Below are 18,774 nucleotides of genomic sequence, written 5' to 3'. Positions count from 1 at the left end.
TGCGGCCGCTGTGCCCGCCTTGACAGCACTTAAGGCTGCAAGTGCAAGGCGAGCAAAAGCACTTGCGAAGCGCCATGCTCCCGCAACAGCGCGGCCGCCACCGTCGCGGCCCAGCGGGTGCGTATATGGCTGGTGACCAGCAGCACCGGCCCTGATGGCAAGGTTTGGGCATCATCGTGCCCATCTGCCTGAGTCCCCCACTGTATGGCCGCCTCTAAATGCGCCACCACGGGCGTGGAGGCTACATCATCCGGCGCGGGACCACCCGTCCAGCGCAACACATCGTGCAGGGGCAACTTGCCACGCCGCGCAATGTGCGAGGCCAAGTTTCGGTTCAAGGCCATATCAGGCGCGGGCAAAGGCACCACACACACAGGGCGAGCGGGCCAGTTCTTGGCCCAACGGCCCAAGGTAGCCACGGCACCTTCCAACAAAGCCGGCGAGATCTCGCCCAACTCGGCATGGTGCGACGTATCAGCCATCTTGTGAGACTGTGCTCTCCATGCCTGCATTTTCAAAGCCTGCGTTTTTAAAACCTGTAACTCCGCCACCCAACCCGGGTCGTCGGCAAACGCAACAGCACGGCCAGCCGCAAAACCTTGGATGTTGCCCTTGCGCCCGACACCACTGGGCCAGCGTTTGCGCGGCTCAATGTCCACGTCCACACCGCGCAAGAAGTCACGCGCCGCGATCAGCTTGTCTTGTGAGGGCGTGAGCCCCGGGAACGGCAAATGCCCCGTGCATACCGAACAGCGCCCACAAGGCGCGGGCGACGGGTCGTCCAGCGCGGTCTGCAAATACGCCATCAAGCAACCCTGGCCATGTGCGTACTGGCGCATGATGCCCGCCTCTTGCTGGCGCACTTGGGCCAGCGCCGTCCATTTGGCGGTGTCGTGCTCATAAGGCACACCCGTGGCATGCCAGGCCGAGCCGTCTTTGCTCACCACACCTTCGACGGCCAGAATTTTGAGCAGCGCTTCCAACCGACCACGGCGCACACCAGTGTCGGCTTCCAGCTCGATCAGGCTGCGACCAACCCCACCCATATCGCCCAAACTGTGCAACACCTTAGCCGCCGTTTGAGGGTCCGGAATCGATGCCGTGGCGAAGTAATCCCAAATGCGTTCGTCGGCGTCCGACGGCAGCAACACACCTTCGGCATGTGCCACCGCCCTGCCCGCGCGTCCCACCTGCTGGTAGTAAGCCACTGGTGTTGAGGGCGAGCCCACATGCACGCAAAAACCCAAGTCGGGTTTGTCGTAGCCCATGCCCAGCGCCGACGTGGCCACCACCGCCTTGACCTGGTTGTGGCGCAACCGGTCTTCCACTTTCAGGCGGGTGTCAGCGTCGCTCTGCCCGGTGTAAGCATCCACCGCGTGGCCGCAACTGCGCAAAAACGCAGTCAATCGCTCGGCCTCGGCCACCGTCAACACATAAATAATGCCGGAGCCCGGCAACTGCTCCAGCGCATCGGCCATCCACGCGTAGCGCTGCAAAGGCGACAAATCTGGCACCACCGACAACGTGAGCGAGGTACGCGCCAACGTGCCGCGAAAGGTGACTGTGTTGCCGCCATGGATGGTCGCACGGTCACCACTCAACTGCGCGCCAATGTCTTGCGTCACCCGCTCGTTGGCTGTCGCGGTCGTGGCCAACACACTGGCCGTGGGCGTGGACAACAGCGCCCGCGCCAGCCGCTGGTAGTCCGGCCGAAAGTCAAAACCCCAGTCGCTAATGCAATGCGCCTCGTCGATCACGATCAGCCCCACCCTAGCCAGCAAAGCGCCCAGCCGCGCCGCAAAACGCGGGTTGCCCAAACGCTCAGGCGAGACCAGCAACACGTCGATGGCGTCAGCGTCCAGCCGCTGAAACACATCGTCCCAGTCGTCGATGTTGGTCGAGTTGACCGTCGCCGCCTTCAACCCCGCCCGCTCGGCCGCGCTCACTTGGTCACGCATCAGCGCCAGCAGCGGCGACACCACCAGCGTGGGCCCAGCGCCCGTGCTGCGAATGGCATGCGTGGCCGCCCAATACACCGCCGACTTGCCCCAGCCCGTGGCCTGCACCACCAGCACCCGCGAGGCGGGTTGCAACACCGCGTGCACAGCGTCGACTTGGTCTGCACGGGGCACTGCACTAGGCCCGGCCAGACGGGCCAAGATGGTGTGCATGTGCTGTTCGGCGAATTCGCGGGGGTGGGTGTGCATCCGCTCAATCCACCCAGTTTTCAACGCGCAGGCCCGGTACGCGGGAGAATTCTCGCGTGTTGTTGGTCACCAGCGTCCAACCTTCGGCCAGCGCATGAGCGGCTAACCACAAGTCATTGTTGCCAATGGGCAATCCCTGCTGCTGTAAGGTGGCACGTACACGGCCATAGTGCTCTGCAGCCGCCATAGGTAAGGCACAGGGTTGAATCATTTGAACCAATTGCGCAATGGTAGCGAGTGCACGCTCGCGTGCCTGACTTTTTTCTGCGCCAAACCGCAGCTCACCCACGGTAATCGCTGACATAACCAGCTCTTGAACGGTGTGTGCCTCAAAGCGACGTCGCACAGCCAGCGGCTGCCCTTTGGCGATGTAAATGCAAATATTGGTGTCAAGCAAGTAGCGCTCAGCCTGCATGGCCATACTTAAAAAGCCTCGCGCTCTTGAGGGGGCAGGTCCTCACGGCCATCTGCCATGAAGTCAACAGGCAGGCTGGTTAGCAAATCAAACACAGCAGCTGCATTGGCCGGTATCTGACGCAGCACGATGTCATTACCCTGCCGAAAAATCTCAACTTGATCTGTGTTAAATCGAAACTCTTTGGGTAACCTCACAGCTTGGCTGTTCCCAGACTGAAATATGCGGGCGTAAGTCATGGCGGCTCCTAAAAAATGTATCAACGTGAAGTATATACATCCTAATAACTTCATGACCAGCATTTGAAATTGAGCGTGCGCACGTTTGTGCGTGGTTCTATCCCAAATGGAACTGATTCACTTTCCTTCGTATTGCGCCAGTATTGCGAATCTGCAGCGTCATTCGCTCAACTAAGGGTTACGCAAGGTCAAACTTCAACCTTCAACACGTTTGATGCGGCTAATTTTTAGCCCCTAACCCTTCGGCTTCTCATACCTCGCATCCACCCAAGCCTGCGCAGTGTTGCGGTTCAGCTTAAAACCAGCGGCCACTCGCACCTCAGCCAGTGTGTCGCCGCCTTCATCTTGGGCGCTTAACGTGGCGTAAGGGTTGTCGTCATCAGGCACGATATCTAACAGCACCGTGATGCGGCCCGCCTCACCATTGACCGTGACCGACTGGTGCAAGGTGGCATGTAACTGCTGCTCGCTGCGGCGCACAAACTCGCTGGCGGTTTTGACCAAGGTGATGAAGGCGTTGCCGTCCAGCGGTTTGGGGTTCTTTTTGTCGCGGCCCATGGTCCACGGGCCAATCAGGGCGGCTTCGGATTCGCCGTCTTTGAACATGGCCACGGCCCAGCCGTCGTCATCGTCGTTTTTGATGACCTTGGCGGTCCACGTTTCGTTTTGCCAAAGGCGGGGTTCTTGCGCGAAGCCGCTGTCTTGGATGTCGTCTTGGCTTTGGTCAGGGGTGTGGTTGTCGTTCATGCGGATTCGGTGACGTGTTCGTGGTTAAGACGGCTGGCATCGATCCACGCCTGAATGTCTTGGGGGCGGGTCAAGGTGCGCACATGCATGTACGCGGCCTCGGCCTCGGGGTAATACTTGCGCAAAAAGTTGAGCCACTGTTTCAAGCGGCCAGCTTGGTGACGCTCGCTGACATGGCCGGTCACGATTTGCCAAAACGTGTGCAAGTGTGGCGGTAGATCTTGCCAGCGAACCTCGGCGGCAGGCGCGGGCAAACCTTGCACAGCGGCGTCGTGGGCTTGGATGGCCCAGCCGAGGCCGGGATTGGTGACGATGCCACGGCCCAACATCAAGTCAAAGCAGCCCGATTCGGCGCGGGCGTTCAAGGCGTCTTGCACATTCCAAATTTCGCCGTTGGCCACCAACGGCGTTTTGACCTTGGCTTTGATGTCGGCAATGCGGTGCCAGTAAGCCGGTGGGCGGTAGGCATCGGCCTTGGTGCGGGCATGCACCACGATCTCACTCGCCCCGCCCGCCTCAAGTGCCAAAGCGCATTCTTCGGCGGTGCTGTCGTCGTTGAAGCCCAAGCGCATCTTGGCCGACACCACTTGGTGCGCAGGCACAGCGGCACGCACGGTGCGCACAATTTGGTACAGCACTTCGGGGTCTTGCAGCAACACCGAGCCGCCACCGTGGCGGTTGACTTGCTTGGCGGGGCAGCCAAAGTTCAGGTCCACCCCATCGCAGCCCATGCCCGCCACGCGTGCGGCGTTGTCCGCCAAACAATGGGGGTCAGACCCCAATAACTGCGGGCGCACAGGCACGCCAGCGGGGGTCAGCCCGCCATTCAACAGCTCGGGCACGATGCGCAAAAACGTACGCTCGGGCAGCAAGGTGTTGGTCACGCGGATGAACTCGGACACGCAGCGGTCTACCCCGCCAATGCGGGTCAACACGTCGCGCAGCACAAAGTCGAGGAGGCCCTCCATGGGGGCAAGGATGATCATTGGGGTTGGAATCAAGGCGAAAGGGGCCTACTCTACACAGAACTCGACGCCCCAATTCGCCTGTACGTACGCCGCCGCACGCGAGCGTCGTGCTTTTGCGGAGACAATCCACCCCTTTCTCAATTTCTGCATCGCACAGCTCACCCCTTCATGTCCAGCCTGACCTCTCTACAAGTTCGCCACGCCACCCAACGCGACGCCGCACAAATCGCCGCGCTTTACGCCGCCACGGCCAAAGAAGCCTTCAAGTCCATGCGCACCGGCTCGGCCGTGCCGCCTGTGCCCCAAGCCAAAGATGCCGAGTACTGGCGCGACGCCATTGAGTTCGCTGAACCCCAAGTGCAAGTGGCCGTGGACGGCGACAAGATCGTCGGCTTTGTGGGCTACGACCGCTCACGCGACAAAGGCACGCCCAACACTATGGGCGAAATTTGGGACATTTACGCCGCCGCCGAGTACTGGTCGCAAGGCGTGGGCTTGGCCCTGTGGGACGCCGCCCGCGAAGGCTTGCAAGAAGAAGGCTGCACCCATGTGTCGATTTGGGTGCCTATTGCCAACGACCGCGCCATGCGTTTTCATGAACTGGCAGGCTTCAAGCGCGAAATGTCCAGCGCCAAAACCGTGCCCATGGGCCCGGTGAAGGTCGAAGAGATTCGCCTGAAGCAGCCGCTTTAAACGCTGCAATTTAAGAAGTCGAACACCCTGTTAACGCCTATGTCTGAGCCCACCTCTGAGCACTACGCAGCCCTCGGGCTCAAAAGCGACGCCACGTTGGCGGACATCAAAAAGGCGTTCCGTCAAAAAGCCTCGCAGTTTCACCCCGACCGCAACTTGGACGAAGACGCGCCCGCGCGTTTTCGGGCGGCGCAAGAAGCCTACGATGTGCTGTCAGACCCCGATAAGCGCCAAGCCTATGACGACAACCGCCGGCGCAGCTTGCTCGACGACCCCGCAGACACGGCACGCGAAATTTGGCATCACTACTTTCAGGCTTTGCGACCACGGTAATTGCCCCAATTTAGCCCCGACTTCGTTCACCCGCCCTCTTTGAAGCACTGACCCACCATGAGCATTTCCCCCTTCTTCCAAGAACTGCGTTCCGCCTACCAAGCCGAGCTCGACGACCTGACCTCCGACTCCGAAGGCAAAGACGTGCTACGCCGGCGCCTCAACGAGAAGCGCAAGGAACTGGGCTTTTTGGTCAAGATGATCGAGCTGAGCCCCGAAATGGTGGCCGTGGTGTTACACCAAGCGTTTCACTTCACGCAGCCCAAACTGATGGACCACTTTTTGACACAAGATTCCGACGAGTTGTTGTCATGGGACGCGTTGTCTGAAGCGATCAAACTGGAACCTTGGGCCCAGCCCATCGCTGCCGAGATTTTGAAAGAGCCCATGGGCGAGTGGTTCATGAGCGTGGCCGCAGGCTTGGAGTACATGCACAACCGTCCGTTGGGCAAAGCTATTCCACAAGCCGAAGAAGACGATGAAGACCGCGAGGAAGGTGACAACGCCGACCTAGACGGTGACCTCGACGAAGAAGAAAAAGAAGCCCGCGCCCGCGAAGAAGCCGGCAACGCTTGGATGGTCGAACAAGGCTTCGACAGCAAAGAATAATTAACTCAAATCAATCAGCCAAGATCAAGCAGCTTCACCGAGAACCACACCATGAACGCCCTCACCCTCATTGCCAAAACCCAAAGCCTGATTGCCTCAGGCGACATCGCTGCAGCCGAGGCTGCCTTGGTGGAGTTGGCCGATGCCGAGGGTGACCAAGCCCTCATGGTGGTGCTCGAGCAAATGCCGCCCAAAGACATCTTGGCCGTCATTCGCGAATACGACACCTCCAAAGAGTCGGTCATCAACCTGTTGGTCAGCCCCGAGCAATTTGCTCGCGCGGTGGTGATCGAAAAACAATACAAAGACCTCACCCGCACCCACCTGCGCGGCATGATGAACTCCATCATCTTCCGTGACGATGCCGACACCATCGAGTTCTTGAACGCCATTGGCGACCTCGAAGGCGGCGCCGAGGCGCTGGCCGACTACTTCACCGAAAAGTGGAGCCGCATCGAAGCCTTCGCCCGCACAGGCACTTTTGACACCATGGAAGACGACGGCGACATGCTCAGCGAAGACGCCCTACGCGGCTCAGCCTACGTGCGTCCCCGCGTCGAAGAGGACGAAGTGGCCGACCAAGATTGGATGCAAATGGCGTGGATCCTGCGCCACAAAATCCCCGATCTGTTCATTGAAATGCTGCTGGTGCTGCGCGCCAAAGCCCGCGCGTTTGAAGCCGGTTTGTCCGAAGAAAACGAGGAAGAGGACGACGACCGCGTCGAAACCAGCGCCACCGACCGCGGCAAAGCCACACCTGCGGCACGCGAGTCAGACGAAGAGTCCGCCATCTAAGCCCATGTCAGACGCCATCCAAAGCACAGCTTCTGTTGGCTCGCCGTCTGCTGGCGGCGTGTCGGTGTACGAACAGCGTCCGTTTTTTGAAAAAGCCCTGCGCTACGGCATTCAGCACGGCCTGTTGGACAGCGCCAAACTCGAGGCCATCGCCACCGATGCGCCCAAGGGCATGGTGCAAATTGCGCGTTACTTTGGCAGCGAGTTTTTGCGGCCTGAATTGGAAAAAGCCAAAGACCGCATCGTCAATTTGGTAAGCCTGAACTTAGAGATCACCAGCGCGGGCGACTTGCGCCAAGCCGCCGAGTTGCTGCGTGACCATTCGTTCATGTCGCGCTCCAAAGCGGCCTCCGACTTGCTTAAAGCGCTGATTGTGATGCCGCAAAACACGCACTTCGGCATGAACGAGCATGGCGGGTTCAACGACAAACACATCCCGCTATTGGCCAAGTGGTCGCTGTGCAGCTTCACCGATTACCAAACCGAATTTGTCAAACGTCACCAAGTGGCGCTCGTCATGCAGGCCGCCATTTGGCTGGCCGATGCCTTGGGCCTGCATGTGGACGATTTGGAAGAAGCCGGTTGCGACGCCGAAGCCGTCATTCGCACTGCCTTGCTGGCAGCAGCCACCCGCCAAACCCTAATGCCCGATTGGGTGACGTTTCAGAAAATGGTGGCCAAGTTGCGCACGCCGCAGACCAGCAAAAACATCGTGCTGACGTTGCCCAAAAAGTTGCCAGCTGAGTTCAAAGCCGTGGTTGAGGCGGTGCGCGACAGCGTGGAAGCCGATTTGCCCAAAATCTTGGACGCCAAGCTCACCCCCCAAAGGCTCTTCAACCAAACCCCTGCGTTTGTAGGCCGCTATTTTTGGGTGGAAGACGGTTTGGCGGAAGTTGACCACTTCGACCGCGAGACCTCTGCAGCGTGGCTCAAAGCCACCGGTGGCCACAGCGACGACAGTTCTTTACTCACGCTTTTTTTGGGCATCGCCGCAGGCGGCAAAGTCAGCGCTGGCAAAACATTGCTCACCGAAAAATCAGCCACCGCGCTGATTCGTAAAATTCGCAAATCTGGCTTTGATCCCGAGTTGGCGAAGCAGTTCATTTTGGACAATGCCCCCATCGAGCACCAAGGCGACTACGTGCGCGTGTGGCAAGCCTTCGTCGAAGAGGCGCAAGCCACGTTAGAGAGCGACCACGATTACAAACTGCACGATGCCCTGTCGCTGCTACGCCGCGAGTGCAATGTGACGGACGAGTAAGCTGCCAAAAGCGCTAAATTTTCAACATGGACAGCCAATGGCTTGTTTGGCAACGTAGTGTCGCCACCCTAAGCCCCATCAAAATTGATAAGTTTTAACCTCAAACTTATGTGATGATGGGACTTGCTGCAACGGTGCAACTTGCACCACCGGCCGCGCAATGCACCTCAGCGCAGGTCGCGCACCTCAGAAAGCAGCAGTGACCCCAAAAAATGGCTACCCAGCCGGCAACGTTTTCGCGGTGCCGGCCATTACGCATGGGATGCATTCGTCAAACCGGCGTGCAAGCGCATGAAATCCAATCACAAAATCTGGATCATGCTGCTGCTGAGCGTGTTGTTCTTGCTCGCGGGCATCGTTGCCAGTCTGAAAATTTACCAGCACATTGCCACCTCCTACAGTGAGCAAAGGCACACCCTGCGGGTGATCGACTTATTAGAGGACTTTTTGTCAGCGTTGAAAGACGCCGAAACTGGGGAACGTGGTTTTGTCATCACGGGCAATGAGGCATTTTTGCAGCCCTACTTTGCTGAGCGCGACACCATGCAGTCGCGGTTGCAGTACTTGGAACAACTTTTACAAACCGATGCCAGCCGAGCGTCCATCCAAGAACTGCGCCTCCCACTGACAACCAAGATGGCACAAATGGCGCAGATCATTGCGCTCAAGCGCGCCCGCAACGATGCTCAAGCAGTGAAGCTTGTCAATCGGGGTGAAGGCAAGCAACTGATGGACGACATCCGTTCTCGCGTGCAAACCTTGATTCAGGCCGAGAGAGTCACCCTCGCCCAGCATGAGGTCGATTACCAAGCGACCCTCTTTAGGCTCTTCAACGTGATGCTAGGCGCCTGTTTGCTGTTCTTCATCGCTGCTTTGAGCTTTACGTACCACCTGTATCGCCAAGGCCTGCAACGGCAGGACGCGGTCTTGTTACAAAAGACGCGCCAATCCTTAGAACAGCAGCAGCAACTGAATGCGCAGCTACAAACATCTAATTTGGCCTTGCAACGCAGTGAAGAGCTGCTGTCCATCACCCTCAACTCCATCGATGACGGCGTGGTCACGACCAACGCTCTCGCTCAGGTCACAGGCATCAACCCCATGGCACTCAGGCTCACGGGTTTGACGCTAGAGCAAGCGCGTGGCCGCCGCATCGACGACGTGTTGCGAATCGTCAACAAAAGCACCCGCGAAGGAGTTCCCAATCCGGTCATGGCCGCTCTGCAAAACGGGTCGGGTCAGGCCCTGGCCAACCAAACCATGCTGCTGTCAAGGGACGGCAGTGAATACGATATTGCGGACAGCTGTGCACCCATCCTGACGCGAGACGGTCAAGTCATTGGCGCGGTGCTGGTGTTTCGAAATGTGACACAAGCGTATGCGTCGCAAGAAAGTGCCCGTAGCAATGCGGTGCTGATGCAGACCATCCTCAACAGCGTGGCAGACGGCGTACTCACCCTTCACGGCAACGACTTTTTGGTCGAGACCGTCAATCCAGCGATGACAAAGATGTTTGGCTACGCAGGGTCAGAGATCGTGGGTCAGGACATCCGACTTTTGATTCCCACGTTGTCCCCCTTGGCGCACGCATCTGCTGCGATTTCGGTCTCCGAGGTGCAAGGACATCGCAAAGATGGCAGTCAATTCAGCTTGGAAATCACGCTCAATGAAATGTGGCTGGGTAACGAACGGCATTACACCGGCGTTCTTCGTGACCGCACCGAACGCAAACAAGCTGAAGAAGCGGTGCTCAAGGGGAGTGCCCTGCAAAAGGCAATCTTTGAAAGTGCCAACTTCTCCAGCATTGCAACCGATGCCCAAGGGGTGATTCAGATTTTCAATGTGGGCGCCGAACGCATGCTGGGCTACACCGCACTAGAGGTGATCAACAAGATCACCCCGGCAGACATTTCAGACGCCGCAGAGCTCATTGCCCGTGCCAAAAGCCTCAGCCTAGAACAGAAGACCCCCATCAAACCCGGGTTTGAGGCGCTGGTGTTCAAGGCCTCGCGGGACATTGAAGATATCTACGAGTTGACTTACATCCGCAAGGACCACAGCCGCTTTCCAGCACTGTTCTCTGTCACCGCCTTGCGTGATGCGCACGACACCATCATCGGCTACCTGCTGATCGGAACCGACAACACGGTCAGGCGGCAGATTGAAGAAGAGCGCAAGAAACTAGACCAGCGTTTGCGCGACCAACAGTTTTACACGCGCTCGCTGATTGAGGCGAATATCGATGCGCTCATCACCACCGATCCGTCCGGCATCATCACCGACGTCAACAAACAAATGGAGTTGCTCACCTCCTGCACACGAGATGAGCTGATTGGCGCACCGTTCAAAAAATACTTCACAGACCCCGAGCACGCCAAAGCTGCGATCGACCTGGTGTTGAATGAAAAAAAGGTCATCAACTATGAGTTGACCGCGCGCACCTTGGAAGGTCTGGAAACGGTGGTCTCCTTCAACGCCACCACTTTTTATGACCGCAACCGTAACCTGCAAGGGGTGTTCGCCGCGGCGCGTGATGTCAACGAGCGCAAGCGCCTTGACGGGGTGCTGGAAGACAAAAACTTGGAGCTAGAGGCAGCCCGCACGCTGGCAGACAAGGCCAACTCAGCCAAGTCTGACTTTCTCTCGAGCATGAGCCATGAGTTGCGCAGTCCGCTCAATGCAATTTTAGGCTTCGCTCAGTTGATGGCGTCGGAGTCCCCCGCACCCACAGACCAACAACAAAGACGTATTTCACAAATCATTCGCGCCGGTTGGCACCTGCTCAACCTGATCAACGAAATTTTGGAGTTGACCAAAATTGAATCGCGACAGGTGACCTATTCCATGGAGCCGGTGAACTTGGGAAAAATGGTGGGCGAATGTCTGGGCATGCTTGAAACGCAGGCGCAACAACTGGGCATTGCCATCCATGTGCCATCGATCGATATAGCGCTGTTTGTGCATGCAGACAGCACTCGCCTGAAGCAGGTGTTGATCAACTTACTGACCAATGCCATCAAATACAACAGGCCGCAGGGCTCGGTGAACGTGCTTTGCACGTTACTGGTAAATGACCGTGTGCGCGTCAGTATTCAGGACAACGGGATGGGTTTGAGCTTGGACCAGCAAGCGCAATTGTTCCAAGCCTTCAACAGGCTGGGGCAGGAGTCCAGTGGTGTGGAGGGCACAGGCATTGGCCTGATGGTGGCCAAGCAATTGGTGGAACTGATGGGGGGCACCATCGGCGTGCAGAGCAAGGTGGGTGAAGGCAGCGTGTTCTGGGTTGAACTCGACACCGTAGACGGCCCACAGGTGCCTCAACAACGCCACGATCTGGACTTGAACTTGCCGGTCGTCCAACGGGCAAACCGAGCGCACACCCTGCTGTATGTGGAAGACAACCCTGCCAATATGCAGCTGATGCAAGAGATCATCGGACGCCAACCCGAGTTCGATCTGCGGATCAGCAACAACGGGCTTTCGGGCTTTGATATTGCCCGCTCTGATTTACCTGACGTGATTTTGCTGGACATCAACCTGCCAGGCATCAATGGTTATGAGGTCTTGAAGATGCTGCGCGAAGATGCGCTGACGGCCCACATACCCGTGCTGGCCCTCAGTGCCAATGCCATGGAAAGCGATGTCAAAAGAGGCCTCAAAGCAGGCTTTCTGCGTTACCTCACCAAACCCATCCAGGTCGATGAGTTGTTGTTGGCCCTGAATGCAGCACTAGAAATTACCGAGGCAGGCAAACCCCCTGTTTGATCCACCGGCCTCAACGGTAAAGCGCGTCATTTTGCAAACGGCCCAACTCTTTCTTGACAACGCCATAGCATTCGCAGGTGTTGCGCTCCAGGCCCGCACGGTTGAGCACCGTGATGTGGCCACGCCGGTAACGAATGTAGCCAGCGGTTTGTAACTGGCCTGCAGATTCGGTCACGCTTTCGCGGCGCACACCGAGCAAGTTGGACACCAGTTCCTGCGTCATCACCAGCTCGCGATCCGGCAGCCGGTCCGTGGTAAGCAGCAGCCAGCGGCACAACTGCTGATCGATGCTGTGGTAACGGTTGCAAACCGCAGTTTGCGCGATTTGCGTCATCAACGCTTGGGTGTAGCGAAGCAAGAGAGATTGCAACTTGCCTGAGCGATTGAACGCCTCGTTGAGCTGACCGAATGCGATTTTGTAACCGTGTCCCGCTGTTTGCACCACGGCAGAACTGGACGTCGTGTGCCCCCCCATGAAGATCGAGATGCCCACCATGCCTTCGTTTCCAACACCAGCAGCTTCGCAAGAGCTGCCGGACTCGGTCACAAAGTGCAGTGACGCAATCGCCGTGGTGGGAAAGTAGGCATGGCGCTGGGGCAAGCCAGGCTCGTAGAGCATTTGTCCCAAGGGCATGACCACCAGCTCAAGGTGTGGGGTTAGGACATCAAATTCGGGGTGCGGCAAGGCGGCCAGAATCCGATTCTGGCCAGGGCTCTGAACTTGCTTTATAACGCTTCTAACGAAGGTACAGGCGACAAACTGTTGTCGAAAATCTCGACGCCAATGCCTCGGTAACCCAAGAAGCGGCAACTCTGGTTGAACATGGGCTCGCCGCTCACGCGAAATTGCTGGCGTGAGCCATTGCTGTTAACGCGGTGAAAAACAAAGTCCAAAAACGGCCGGCGCTCGGCAATGCTTTCGCGCAACTCGGCGCGCTCAAGCTCATTCCAACCCGCGGTGGTTTTGGCATCGGGTTTGTCAAACTCAGAAACTTGTATGCCCAACATCTCCAGCACGGGGCCTGAGACCTTGGTGAACTGACCGTGTTCGTCTTGCTCCCAATACCAGTCTGAGGCCAATTCGGTGAGGCTGCGGTAACGGGCTTCGCTTTCGCGCAATTCAGCAGTGCGCTCTTGCACCGTCTGTTCCAACACGCGGTTGAATTCAGCCAGCTTTTTGTAGAGCAGGCGCACTTCCAGCATGTTGTAAATCCGGGTCTTGACCTCGGCCAGATCAAAGGGCTTGCTGATGAAATCTTTGGCGCCCGCTTGCAGGGCTCGCAGCTTGTGACCGGGTTGCGCCGTTAAAACGATCACGGGCAGGTAATCGTCGATGGTGTTGGTTTTGAGCCCTTCCATCACCGCAAAACCGTCCATCACTGGCATTTGTAAGTCCAGGAGGATCAAGTCAAAGCTGTTCTTGCGATGCAGTGCACACACCTCCTCGGGCTTATCGGTCGCGTGCACATTACTGTAGCCACTGGTTGCCAGTAGCTCTTGGAGCAACTCAATGTTGGACGCTTGATCGTCCACGATCAGAATGTTGGCCAGAAAGATGTCGTCGGCGTGAATCATGCGTTGGGCTCCGGTTTGTCGTGCCGTTTTAACGCCGATCGAATTTTTAGAAGAAGGGTTTTTGACTGACGTCTACTGAGTCAGTTATCGGTCACTATAGTCCCTCGCTTCGTTGCCCGCTCCAGCAGGTAGCGCCGCATGGCCACCGACGGGCCATCGGCCGCCACTGAAAACTCATACAAGTCATTCGCGGGCGTGCGGGCCAACACCTCTTCTTGCAGAGCCAAGCCCGTCACGTCTTCGTTGAACACCACAAAGAGTTGCGCGTGCATGAATTGCGTCATCGCTTTGTCGTTCTGTGCGAAGTCCCGGCCGTGCACCACAAAGTAATGCGTGCTGGTGGCCGTCTCGGGCGTGGGCAAATGGGCCGTGCGAATGCGGAAGGTGTCGCGGCCCGCTTCTGGCAAGGTGCAGTCGTAAAACGACACCGACACCTCATGCATGGCTGGGCTGCGAAACTGTGAACGCACAATACGCGCCGCCTGCCCCTCGCCCTTGAGTCCTGTGGGCTCAGCCCAAACAGGCGGCAAAGTGGTGGGCACCACGTTGCGCATGACGGCAAATTGGCCCTCGCCAATTTCGGTTTCATACGCGGCGCTGGCGTAATCGGGGGTGCCAAAGCTTTTGGCATGCAGGAAGCTCAAATGCGTCAAGTCCAACAAGTTTTCATGCAGGCGGACATAGCTGGCTTTGAGGTGCAAATAGCCTTGAGAAGTTTCCCAACCGCCTGAGGTCAGCCAAGGCTGTGGTGGCAAGCGGCTTTCATCGACGCTGGCTGCGTCGCCCATCCAAATCCAAATCAAAGGGCCACGTTCTAGGGTGGCGAAAGTGCGCACGCCCATGGCGCGCGGACAAGTGGCTTGAGATGGCACATGGACGCAATCGCCCTCTCGGTTGAACTTCATGCCGTGATAGGCACAAACGATGTGGTCGTCTTGCAATTGGCCGGCAGACAATGGCATGGAGCGGTGCGGACAACGGTCTTGCATGGCCACCACTCGGCCGTCAGCACTGCGGTACATCACGATGCCTAGGCCTAACAAGGTTCGGGGCAAGAGTTGCTTGCCGACCTCGTCCGCAAATGCGGCTACATACCAATCGTCAAAAATGAACGGGGTGTGCCGATCGGCCATCTTGGAAGAAGCCGCTTGGGTGGCGGCAATCACGGAGGCTGCTGGAAGTGTCATCGCCACATATCCTGAAAGGTGTGATGAAAAACATTCTAGGGGGCAGGTTGACGCAGAACGCCTCACCACCCGCCACACACCTCGATCAAAGCCGAACCTTTGTCGCGTAAGCTACTGCATGCCCCATGCCGTCGCCCGCCTCCGCTCTGCCCGTCTTGCCCGTAGCGCCAAACCTTTTTTAGCCCGCGGCGGCCCCAAAGGCGAGCGGTGTGCAGGCTGCAGACTCGTCCCCAGCCATTGCATGTGTGCCCTGCGCCCCAACGTGCCTACCCGTTCTGGCATGTGCTTGCTGATGGCCGACATTGAGCCCCTCAAACCCAGCAACACAGGTTGGTTGATTGCCGACGTGGTGGCCGATACGTTCGCGTTTGGCTGGGCCCGCACCGAGATCGACCCCGCGCTGTTGGCGCTGCTGAGCGACCCGCAATGGCAACCCTTCGTGGTGTTTCCTAGCGCGTTCGCCGATGCTGAGCGTGTGGTGAACGAAGTGACGCACGACACAACGAAGCGCCCGCTTTTCATCTTGCTCGACGGCACCTGGGACGAAGCGCGCAAGATGTTTCGCAAAAGCCCCTACCTCGACCGCTTCCCCGTGCTCAGCCTGCACCCCGACCAGCTCTCGCGCTATCAGCTACGCCGCTCACAAACCGAAGCCCACTTTTGCACCGCAGAAGTGGGGGCCATGTGCCTAGACTTGGCCAATGACACCCAAGCCTCGCAAACGCTAGACGCCTACCTCGACGTCTACACCACGCGCTATCTTCTGGCCAAGCAACAACGGCCTGTGGATTTGATGGACGCGGTGCACGTCAAGTTGCAACAACTGATCACGCACCGATCACTTGCGAAGGAACAGGTTCAATTTCGGGGTATTTGAATTGTTTAATTTGATGCACTTCTTGGGGTAGGTACAGCCGCAACGCCAAATAAAACGCCTCGGCCGGCGCGGGTAGCCAGTTGGTGGGTTGTGTCGGTGGTACGTGACCGATGACAAGTGTGAGCCCACCATCCGCGTCATAGCTGAGTCCTTCAGTGCGGTCACCTATGGCAAAACGTTGCTCGGGGTGGTCATAAAACAAGTAATCAGCTTTCCGATACAGGCTGAGCGACCAGAAGGCATCCACTTGCGGCAAGCCCCCGGGCGGAAAGCGTAATGTGTAGTTGCGCTGACCGCTCAGGACTTGACCCGTGCTGTCACGAAAAGCCAACAAGTAAAGGACCTCCTGCGCGCCCAGAATGCCAATGTAAGCGCGCGCGACTCGGGCTCGGGTGAGCCAGTCGCCGTTGAAATTGTCTATGACCTCGACGGCGGCTTTCCATCCCCCTTGCAGGTCAGCCTCAGTGGGCGTGTCGAGTTCTTGAAGCGTCTCGGTGAGTGCTTGCTGCAGCAAGCCTAAGTCGCTAGGCGCCTCTAAGCCCGGGCCTATTCCCAGCGCAGCCCAAGCTTGCAGTTCAGCTGCATCGGCATGGGGAGGTGGGTTGATCGCCATTTCATGGTTGACCACACGCACAAAGGTAGCGGCATCGTTGGGCAGCGCCTGCGGCTGCACGCTACATTCGTAGACCCGCTGTGCGGGCTGACCGTCTGGTTTACGGATGACAAAGGCGTCTTGCAGAGCGTGCAAGGGGGCCATGTCTTCATCGGCATGGGCCAAAATGCGGCCCAGCACCCAAACACTGTGAGTTGGGCAAGCCACGGGAATGCAGCCTTCAGGAACCTGACCTTGCCATTGGGGGCCATGCACCCAAAAGGTCTGCGCTTTATGACCTGTGGTGCGCGTGCCCAGGTGCGCGAAGGGGTTGGTGTACATGTCAATCAAGCCCAACACGTAATAGCGTGAGCCGGTGTCTGGCGTATGGATCAGCAAGGGTCCGTCGCTCAGGTCCAGCCAAGCGTTGGTGTACAGCGTGTCGTTGTTGGGGGTGACCACACGCCGGTCACTGGCGTTGAGCAGCCTGCGCGAATGCGAAAACAAGTTGATCCAGCGGCGTAAAGACTCCGGGCCGCCCTGCGCATCCGCAAAGTCTCCGTGGGATGTCTTGCGCAACGTACTGGACGAGCGCATGCGCGCCATTTCGTAAACAGGTAGCGCATAAACAATGGCTCGCCGCGCCAGGGATTGCATGTCGATCATTTGCGCAACATCCGGTTAATACGTTCCCACATTTGGCCATCACTGACCACGAATCGGTTGAAATCGTCTGTGCCCAAATACGCGGCTTCTCCGCCAGCGCTCACCAACTGGTTTTGCGTATCTGCCTTTTGCACAGCGGCTTTGATGGCAGCTTCCAGTTTGCGCATCACCGCCACAGGTGTGTTGGCCGGTACGTGTATGCCATACCAAGAAAGAACAGTGGCTTCTGGATAGCCAGCCTCGGCAATGGTGGGCACATCGGGCAATAGCGCATATCGGGCCGAGCTGGTGGTGGCCAGCGCCCGCAACTTGCCGGATTTGATGTGTGGATAGGCCACACTGGATGGCAGGACCGACATGGAAAACGCGTTGTTGATCAGGTCGATCGCCAAAGGTGGTGCCCCTTTATAGGCAATACCTTCGATCTCAATGCCTGCTGTCGATTTGAGGATTTGAACCGACATGGTTTGTGTGGTGCCGCTGCCGGGATCGCCGAATTGCAGCATGGGTTTGGCGCGTCGCGCCATGTCGACATAGTCTCGAACCGTGCGGGCGGGTGAGGCAGTCGGCACACACATGAAACTGGGCGACACCGAAAAACGCGCCAAGGGAACAAAGTCTTTTGGGGCCCAGCGCAGGTTGTTTTCGTTCAGGGGGTTGTTGATCAGATAAGGGGCGGAGACCAGCAAGGTGTAGCCATCGGCCGGAGAACGGGCCACGGCCTCTGCAGCGATGTTGCCATTGGCGCCTGGCCGAGAGTCCACCAACACGGGCTGGCCCAGTTCGGTTGACAGGCCTTGGGTCATGGCACGGGTTTGCAAGTCGACGACACCGCCAGCTGGGTAGGGGACGATGACTTTGACCGGCTTTGAAGGATAAGACTCATCGGCCCACGCCCAGCCTGTCGATTGGGCCCACAAAGCGAATGTGCTCAGATGAAAAGTTCTGCGTTTCATGAGGTCTCCTTGTCGTTGTTGAATAAAGGTTTCAGCGCAGTCCTGATTGGGCGTCGGCCATGCGCACCATGTCGGTCAGTCGTGGGCCGATGGTTTTGAGTAATTCTTGCGGTTTCACGCGGTAACCGGGTACAGCGCAATTGAAAAGCAGCTGCCGCGATCCGTAACGGATGCGCGATGCCACGCCAACGGCCAAAACGCCCAAACCGGCATCGCCCAGATTGATGGCAAAGCCCCGCTTTCGGTAATTCATCAAGCTTTCTTCCACACCCGCCAAGCAGCGTTGGTGGTCATTGGGTCTTTGAATTTGTATGCGCTCCAACGTTTCCTTGCGTGCGCCCTCTTCCAGCGAAGCCAAAAGGGCGCGGCCCATTGCTGTTTCCACAATGCCACGCACGGCGCCTACGGCAGGACGCTTCAAGGTGCCGTGTTCATGGGTGCACGAGTCTAGGTAGACCACGTCCAGGTCCATGGCCACCCCCATCGACACGGCACCCCTCATCTGGGTGGCCATGGCCTGCATCGCCGGCCGTAATTGGGTCAACAGAGGCGTGCTGATCAGATAAGGGTAGCCCAAAGACACGATGGCAGGACCAATGAAATAGCGATCAAGCCTTTCGTCATGGTCCAGATAGCCCATGGCTTGCAACGTGCGGCACAGTCTAGAAATTGTGGGGCGCGGGATACCCAGTCGTTTGGCCAATTCGCTGTTGGCGTGCGGTCGGGGGTCGCTGACAAAGCACTGCAAAATCATCATGCCCTTGGCCAGAGTTCCGGCAAAGCTGGGGTTGTCTTCGCGCAGCTGTTGCAATTCGCTTTGGTCACGAAGGTGTTGAGGTGCTGAGTGGGCGCGCATGGATGAATGATGGCTGTCGTGGAGAAAGTGAAC

Annotated in this window: 18 protein-coding genes; 7 read left to right on the top strand and 11 right to left on the bottom strand. The window is 57.9% G+C overall.

Translation table 11 applies throughout. The features are described 5' to 3' along the window. Window positions 1-29 precede the first annotated feature (29 nt). The 5 genes from B9Z42_RS04625 to B9Z42_RS04605 form a co-directional block, all read right to left on the bottom strand. A complete protein-coding gene (locus tag B9Z42_RS04625) occupies window positions 30-2,207 on the bottom strand; it encodes an ATP-dependent DNA helicase RecQ (RefSeq protein WP_233203527.1) in 2,178 nt (725 codons plus the stop codon). Between the two features lie 4 nt (window positions 2,208-2,211). Next, window positions 2,212-2,628, bottom strand: coding sequence for a type II toxin-antitoxin system VapC family toxin (locus B9Z42_RS04620; RefSeq protein ID WP_233203526.1), 417 nt, complete (start codon window positions 2,626-2,628; stop codon window positions 2,212-2,214). 2 nt (window positions 2,629-2,630) lie between these two features. Next, window positions 2,631-2,915, bottom strand: a complete 285-nt coding sequence (locus B9Z42_RS04615; RefSeq protein WP_233203525.1) for an antitoxin — start codon at window positions 2,913-2,915, stop codon at window positions 2,631-2,633. A 180-nt stretch (window positions 2,916-3,095) separates the two neighbouring features. Continuing rightward, window positions 3,096-3,608, bottom strand: coding sequence for a hypothetical protein (locus tag B9Z42_RS04610; RefSeq protein WP_100132162.1), 513 nt, complete (start codon window positions 3,606-3,608; stop codon window positions 3,096-3,098). Further along, window positions 3,605-4,594 (bottom strand): tRNA-dihydrouridine synthase, encoded by a 990-nt coding sequence (locus B9Z42_RS04605; RefSeq protein WP_100132161.1) that lies wholly within the window; start codon window positions 4,592-4,594, stop codon window positions 3,605-3,607. The genes B9Z42_RS04610 and B9Z42_RS04605 overlap by 4 nt, the downstream gene beginning before the upstream one ends. Window positions 4,595-4,753: 159 nt before the next feature. Here B9Z42_RS04605 and B9Z42_RS04600 point away from each other — a divergent pair, with 159 nt between their 5' ends. The 6 genes from B9Z42_RS04600 (at window position 4,754) to B9Z42_RS16400 (ending at window position 12,032) form a co-directional block, all read left to right on the top strand. Further along, the gene (locus B9Z42_RS04600; protein WP_100132292.1) at window positions 4,754-5,269 is read left to right on the top strand and encodes a GNAT family N-acetyltransferase; all 516 of its coding nucleotides are present in this window, start codon (window positions 4,754-4,756) and stop codon (window positions 5,267-5,269) included. Between the two features lie 39 nt (window positions 5,270-5,308). After that, the gene (locus B9Z42_RS04595) at window positions 5,309-5,602 is read left to right on the top strand and encodes a DnaJ domain-containing protein (protein ID WP_100132160.1); all 294 of its coding nucleotides are present in this window, start codon (window positions 5,309-5,311) and stop codon (window positions 5,600-5,602) included. A 57-nt stretch (window positions 5,603-5,659) separates the two neighbouring features. Beyond that, a complete protein-coding gene (locus B9Z42_RS04590) occupies window positions 5,660-6,211 on the top strand; it encodes a hypothetical protein (protein WP_100132159.1) in 552 nt (183 codons plus the stop codon). 51 nt (window positions 6,212-6,262) lie between these two features. Beyond that, window positions 6,263-7,006 carry a hypothetical protein gene (locus B9Z42_RS04585; RefSeq protein ID WP_100132158.1) on the top strand — a complete coding sequence of 248 codons (744 nt, stop codon included), beginning with the start codon at window positions 6,263-6,265 and terminating at the stop codon, window positions 7,004-7,006. Between the two features lie 4 nt (window positions 7,007-7,010). Beyond that, a complete protein-coding gene (locus B9Z42_RS04580) occupies window positions 7,011-8,267 on the top strand; it encodes a hypothetical protein (RefSeq protein ID WP_100132157.1) in 1,257 nt (418 codons plus the stop codon). 291 nt (window positions 8,268-8,558) lie between these two features. After that, the gene (locus tag B9Z42_RS16400) at window positions 8,559-12,032 is read left to right on the top strand and encodes a PAS domain S-box protein (RefSeq protein ID WP_143474037.1); all 3,474 of its coding nucleotides are present in this window, start codon (window positions 8,559-8,561) and stop codon (window positions 12,030-12,032) included. Between the two features lie 10 nt (window positions 12,033-12,042). Here the strand turns inward: B9Z42_RS16400 and B9Z42_RS04570 are convergent, their stop codons facing one another. The 3 genes from B9Z42_RS04570 to B9Z42_RS04560 form a co-directional block, all read right to left on the bottom strand. Further along, window positions 12,043-12,717 (bottom strand): Crp/Fnr family transcriptional regulator, encoded by a 675-nt coding sequence (locus B9Z42_RS04570; RefSeq protein ID WP_233203524.1) that lies wholly within the window; start codon window positions 12,715-12,717, stop codon window positions 12,043-12,045. A 41-nt stretch (window positions 12,718-12,758) separates the two neighbouring features. Further along, window positions 12,759-13,607 (bottom strand): response regulator, encoded by an 849-nt coding sequence (locus tag B9Z42_RS04565; protein ID WP_100132154.1) that lies wholly within the window; start codon window positions 13,605-13,607, stop codon window positions 12,759-12,761. 80 nt (window positions 13,608-13,687) lie between these two features. Beyond that, window positions 13,688-14,794 (bottom strand): aromatic ring-hydroxylating dioxygenase subunit alpha, encoded by a 1,107-nt coding sequence (locus B9Z42_RS04560; protein WP_100132153.1) that lies wholly within the window; start codon window positions 14,792-14,794, stop codon window positions 13,688-13,690. A 118-nt stretch (window positions 14,795-14,912) separates the two neighbouring features. Here B9Z42_RS04560 and B9Z42_RS04555 point away from each other — a divergent pair, with 118 nt between their 5' ends. Beyond that, complete coding sequence (locus tag B9Z42_RS04555; protein WP_100132152.1) at window positions 14,913-15,671, top strand: tRNA-uridine aminocarboxypropyltransferase; 759 nt, start codon at window positions 14,913-14,915, stop codon at window positions 15,669-15,671. On the opposite strand, the gene B9Z42_RS04550 is transcribed toward B9Z42_RS04555, so the two are convergent. Genes B9Z42_RS04550 through B9Z42_RS04540 form a run of 3 tightly spaced genes read right to left on the bottom strand, consistent with a single transcriptional unit; the run spans window position 15,622 to window position 18,741 of the window. Next, on the bottom strand, window positions 15,622-16,929 hold the full coding sequence (locus B9Z42_RS04550; RefSeq protein ID WP_100132151.1) for a DUF1254 domain-containing protein: 1,308 nt from the start codon (window positions 16,927-16,929) through the stop codon (window positions 15,622-15,624). The two genes, B9Z42_RS04555 and B9Z42_RS04550, sit on opposite strands and share 50 nt — an antisense overlap. Continuing rightward, window positions 16,926-17,885 carry a tripartite tricarboxylate transporter substrate binding protein gene (locus B9Z42_RS04545; protein WP_100132150.1) on the bottom strand — a complete coding sequence of 320 codons (960 nt, stop codon included), beginning with the start codon at window positions 17,883-17,885 and terminating at the stop codon, window positions 16,926-16,928. Before B9Z42_RS04545 ends, B9Z42_RS04550 begins: the two co-directional genes overlap by 4 nt. Window positions 17,886-17,916: 31 nt before the next feature. After that, the gene (locus B9Z42_RS04540) at window positions 17,917-18,741 is read right to left on the bottom strand and encodes an IclR family transcriptional regulator (RefSeq protein WP_100132149.1); all 825 of its coding nucleotides are present in this window, start codon (window positions 18,739-18,741) and stop codon (window positions 17,917-17,919) included. Window positions 18,742-18,774: the final 33 nt, after the last annotated feature.

Source organism: Limnohabitans sp. B9-3 (assembly GCF_002778325.1).
In the GTDB taxonomy this organism is placed as follows: Bacteria; Pseudomonadota; Gammaproteobacteria; order Burkholderiales; family Burkholderiaceae_C; genus Limnohabitans; species Limnohabitans kasalickyi.
Note: the sequence above shows the minus strand (reverse complement) of the source record. Positions and strands in the feature narration are given on the sequence as shown.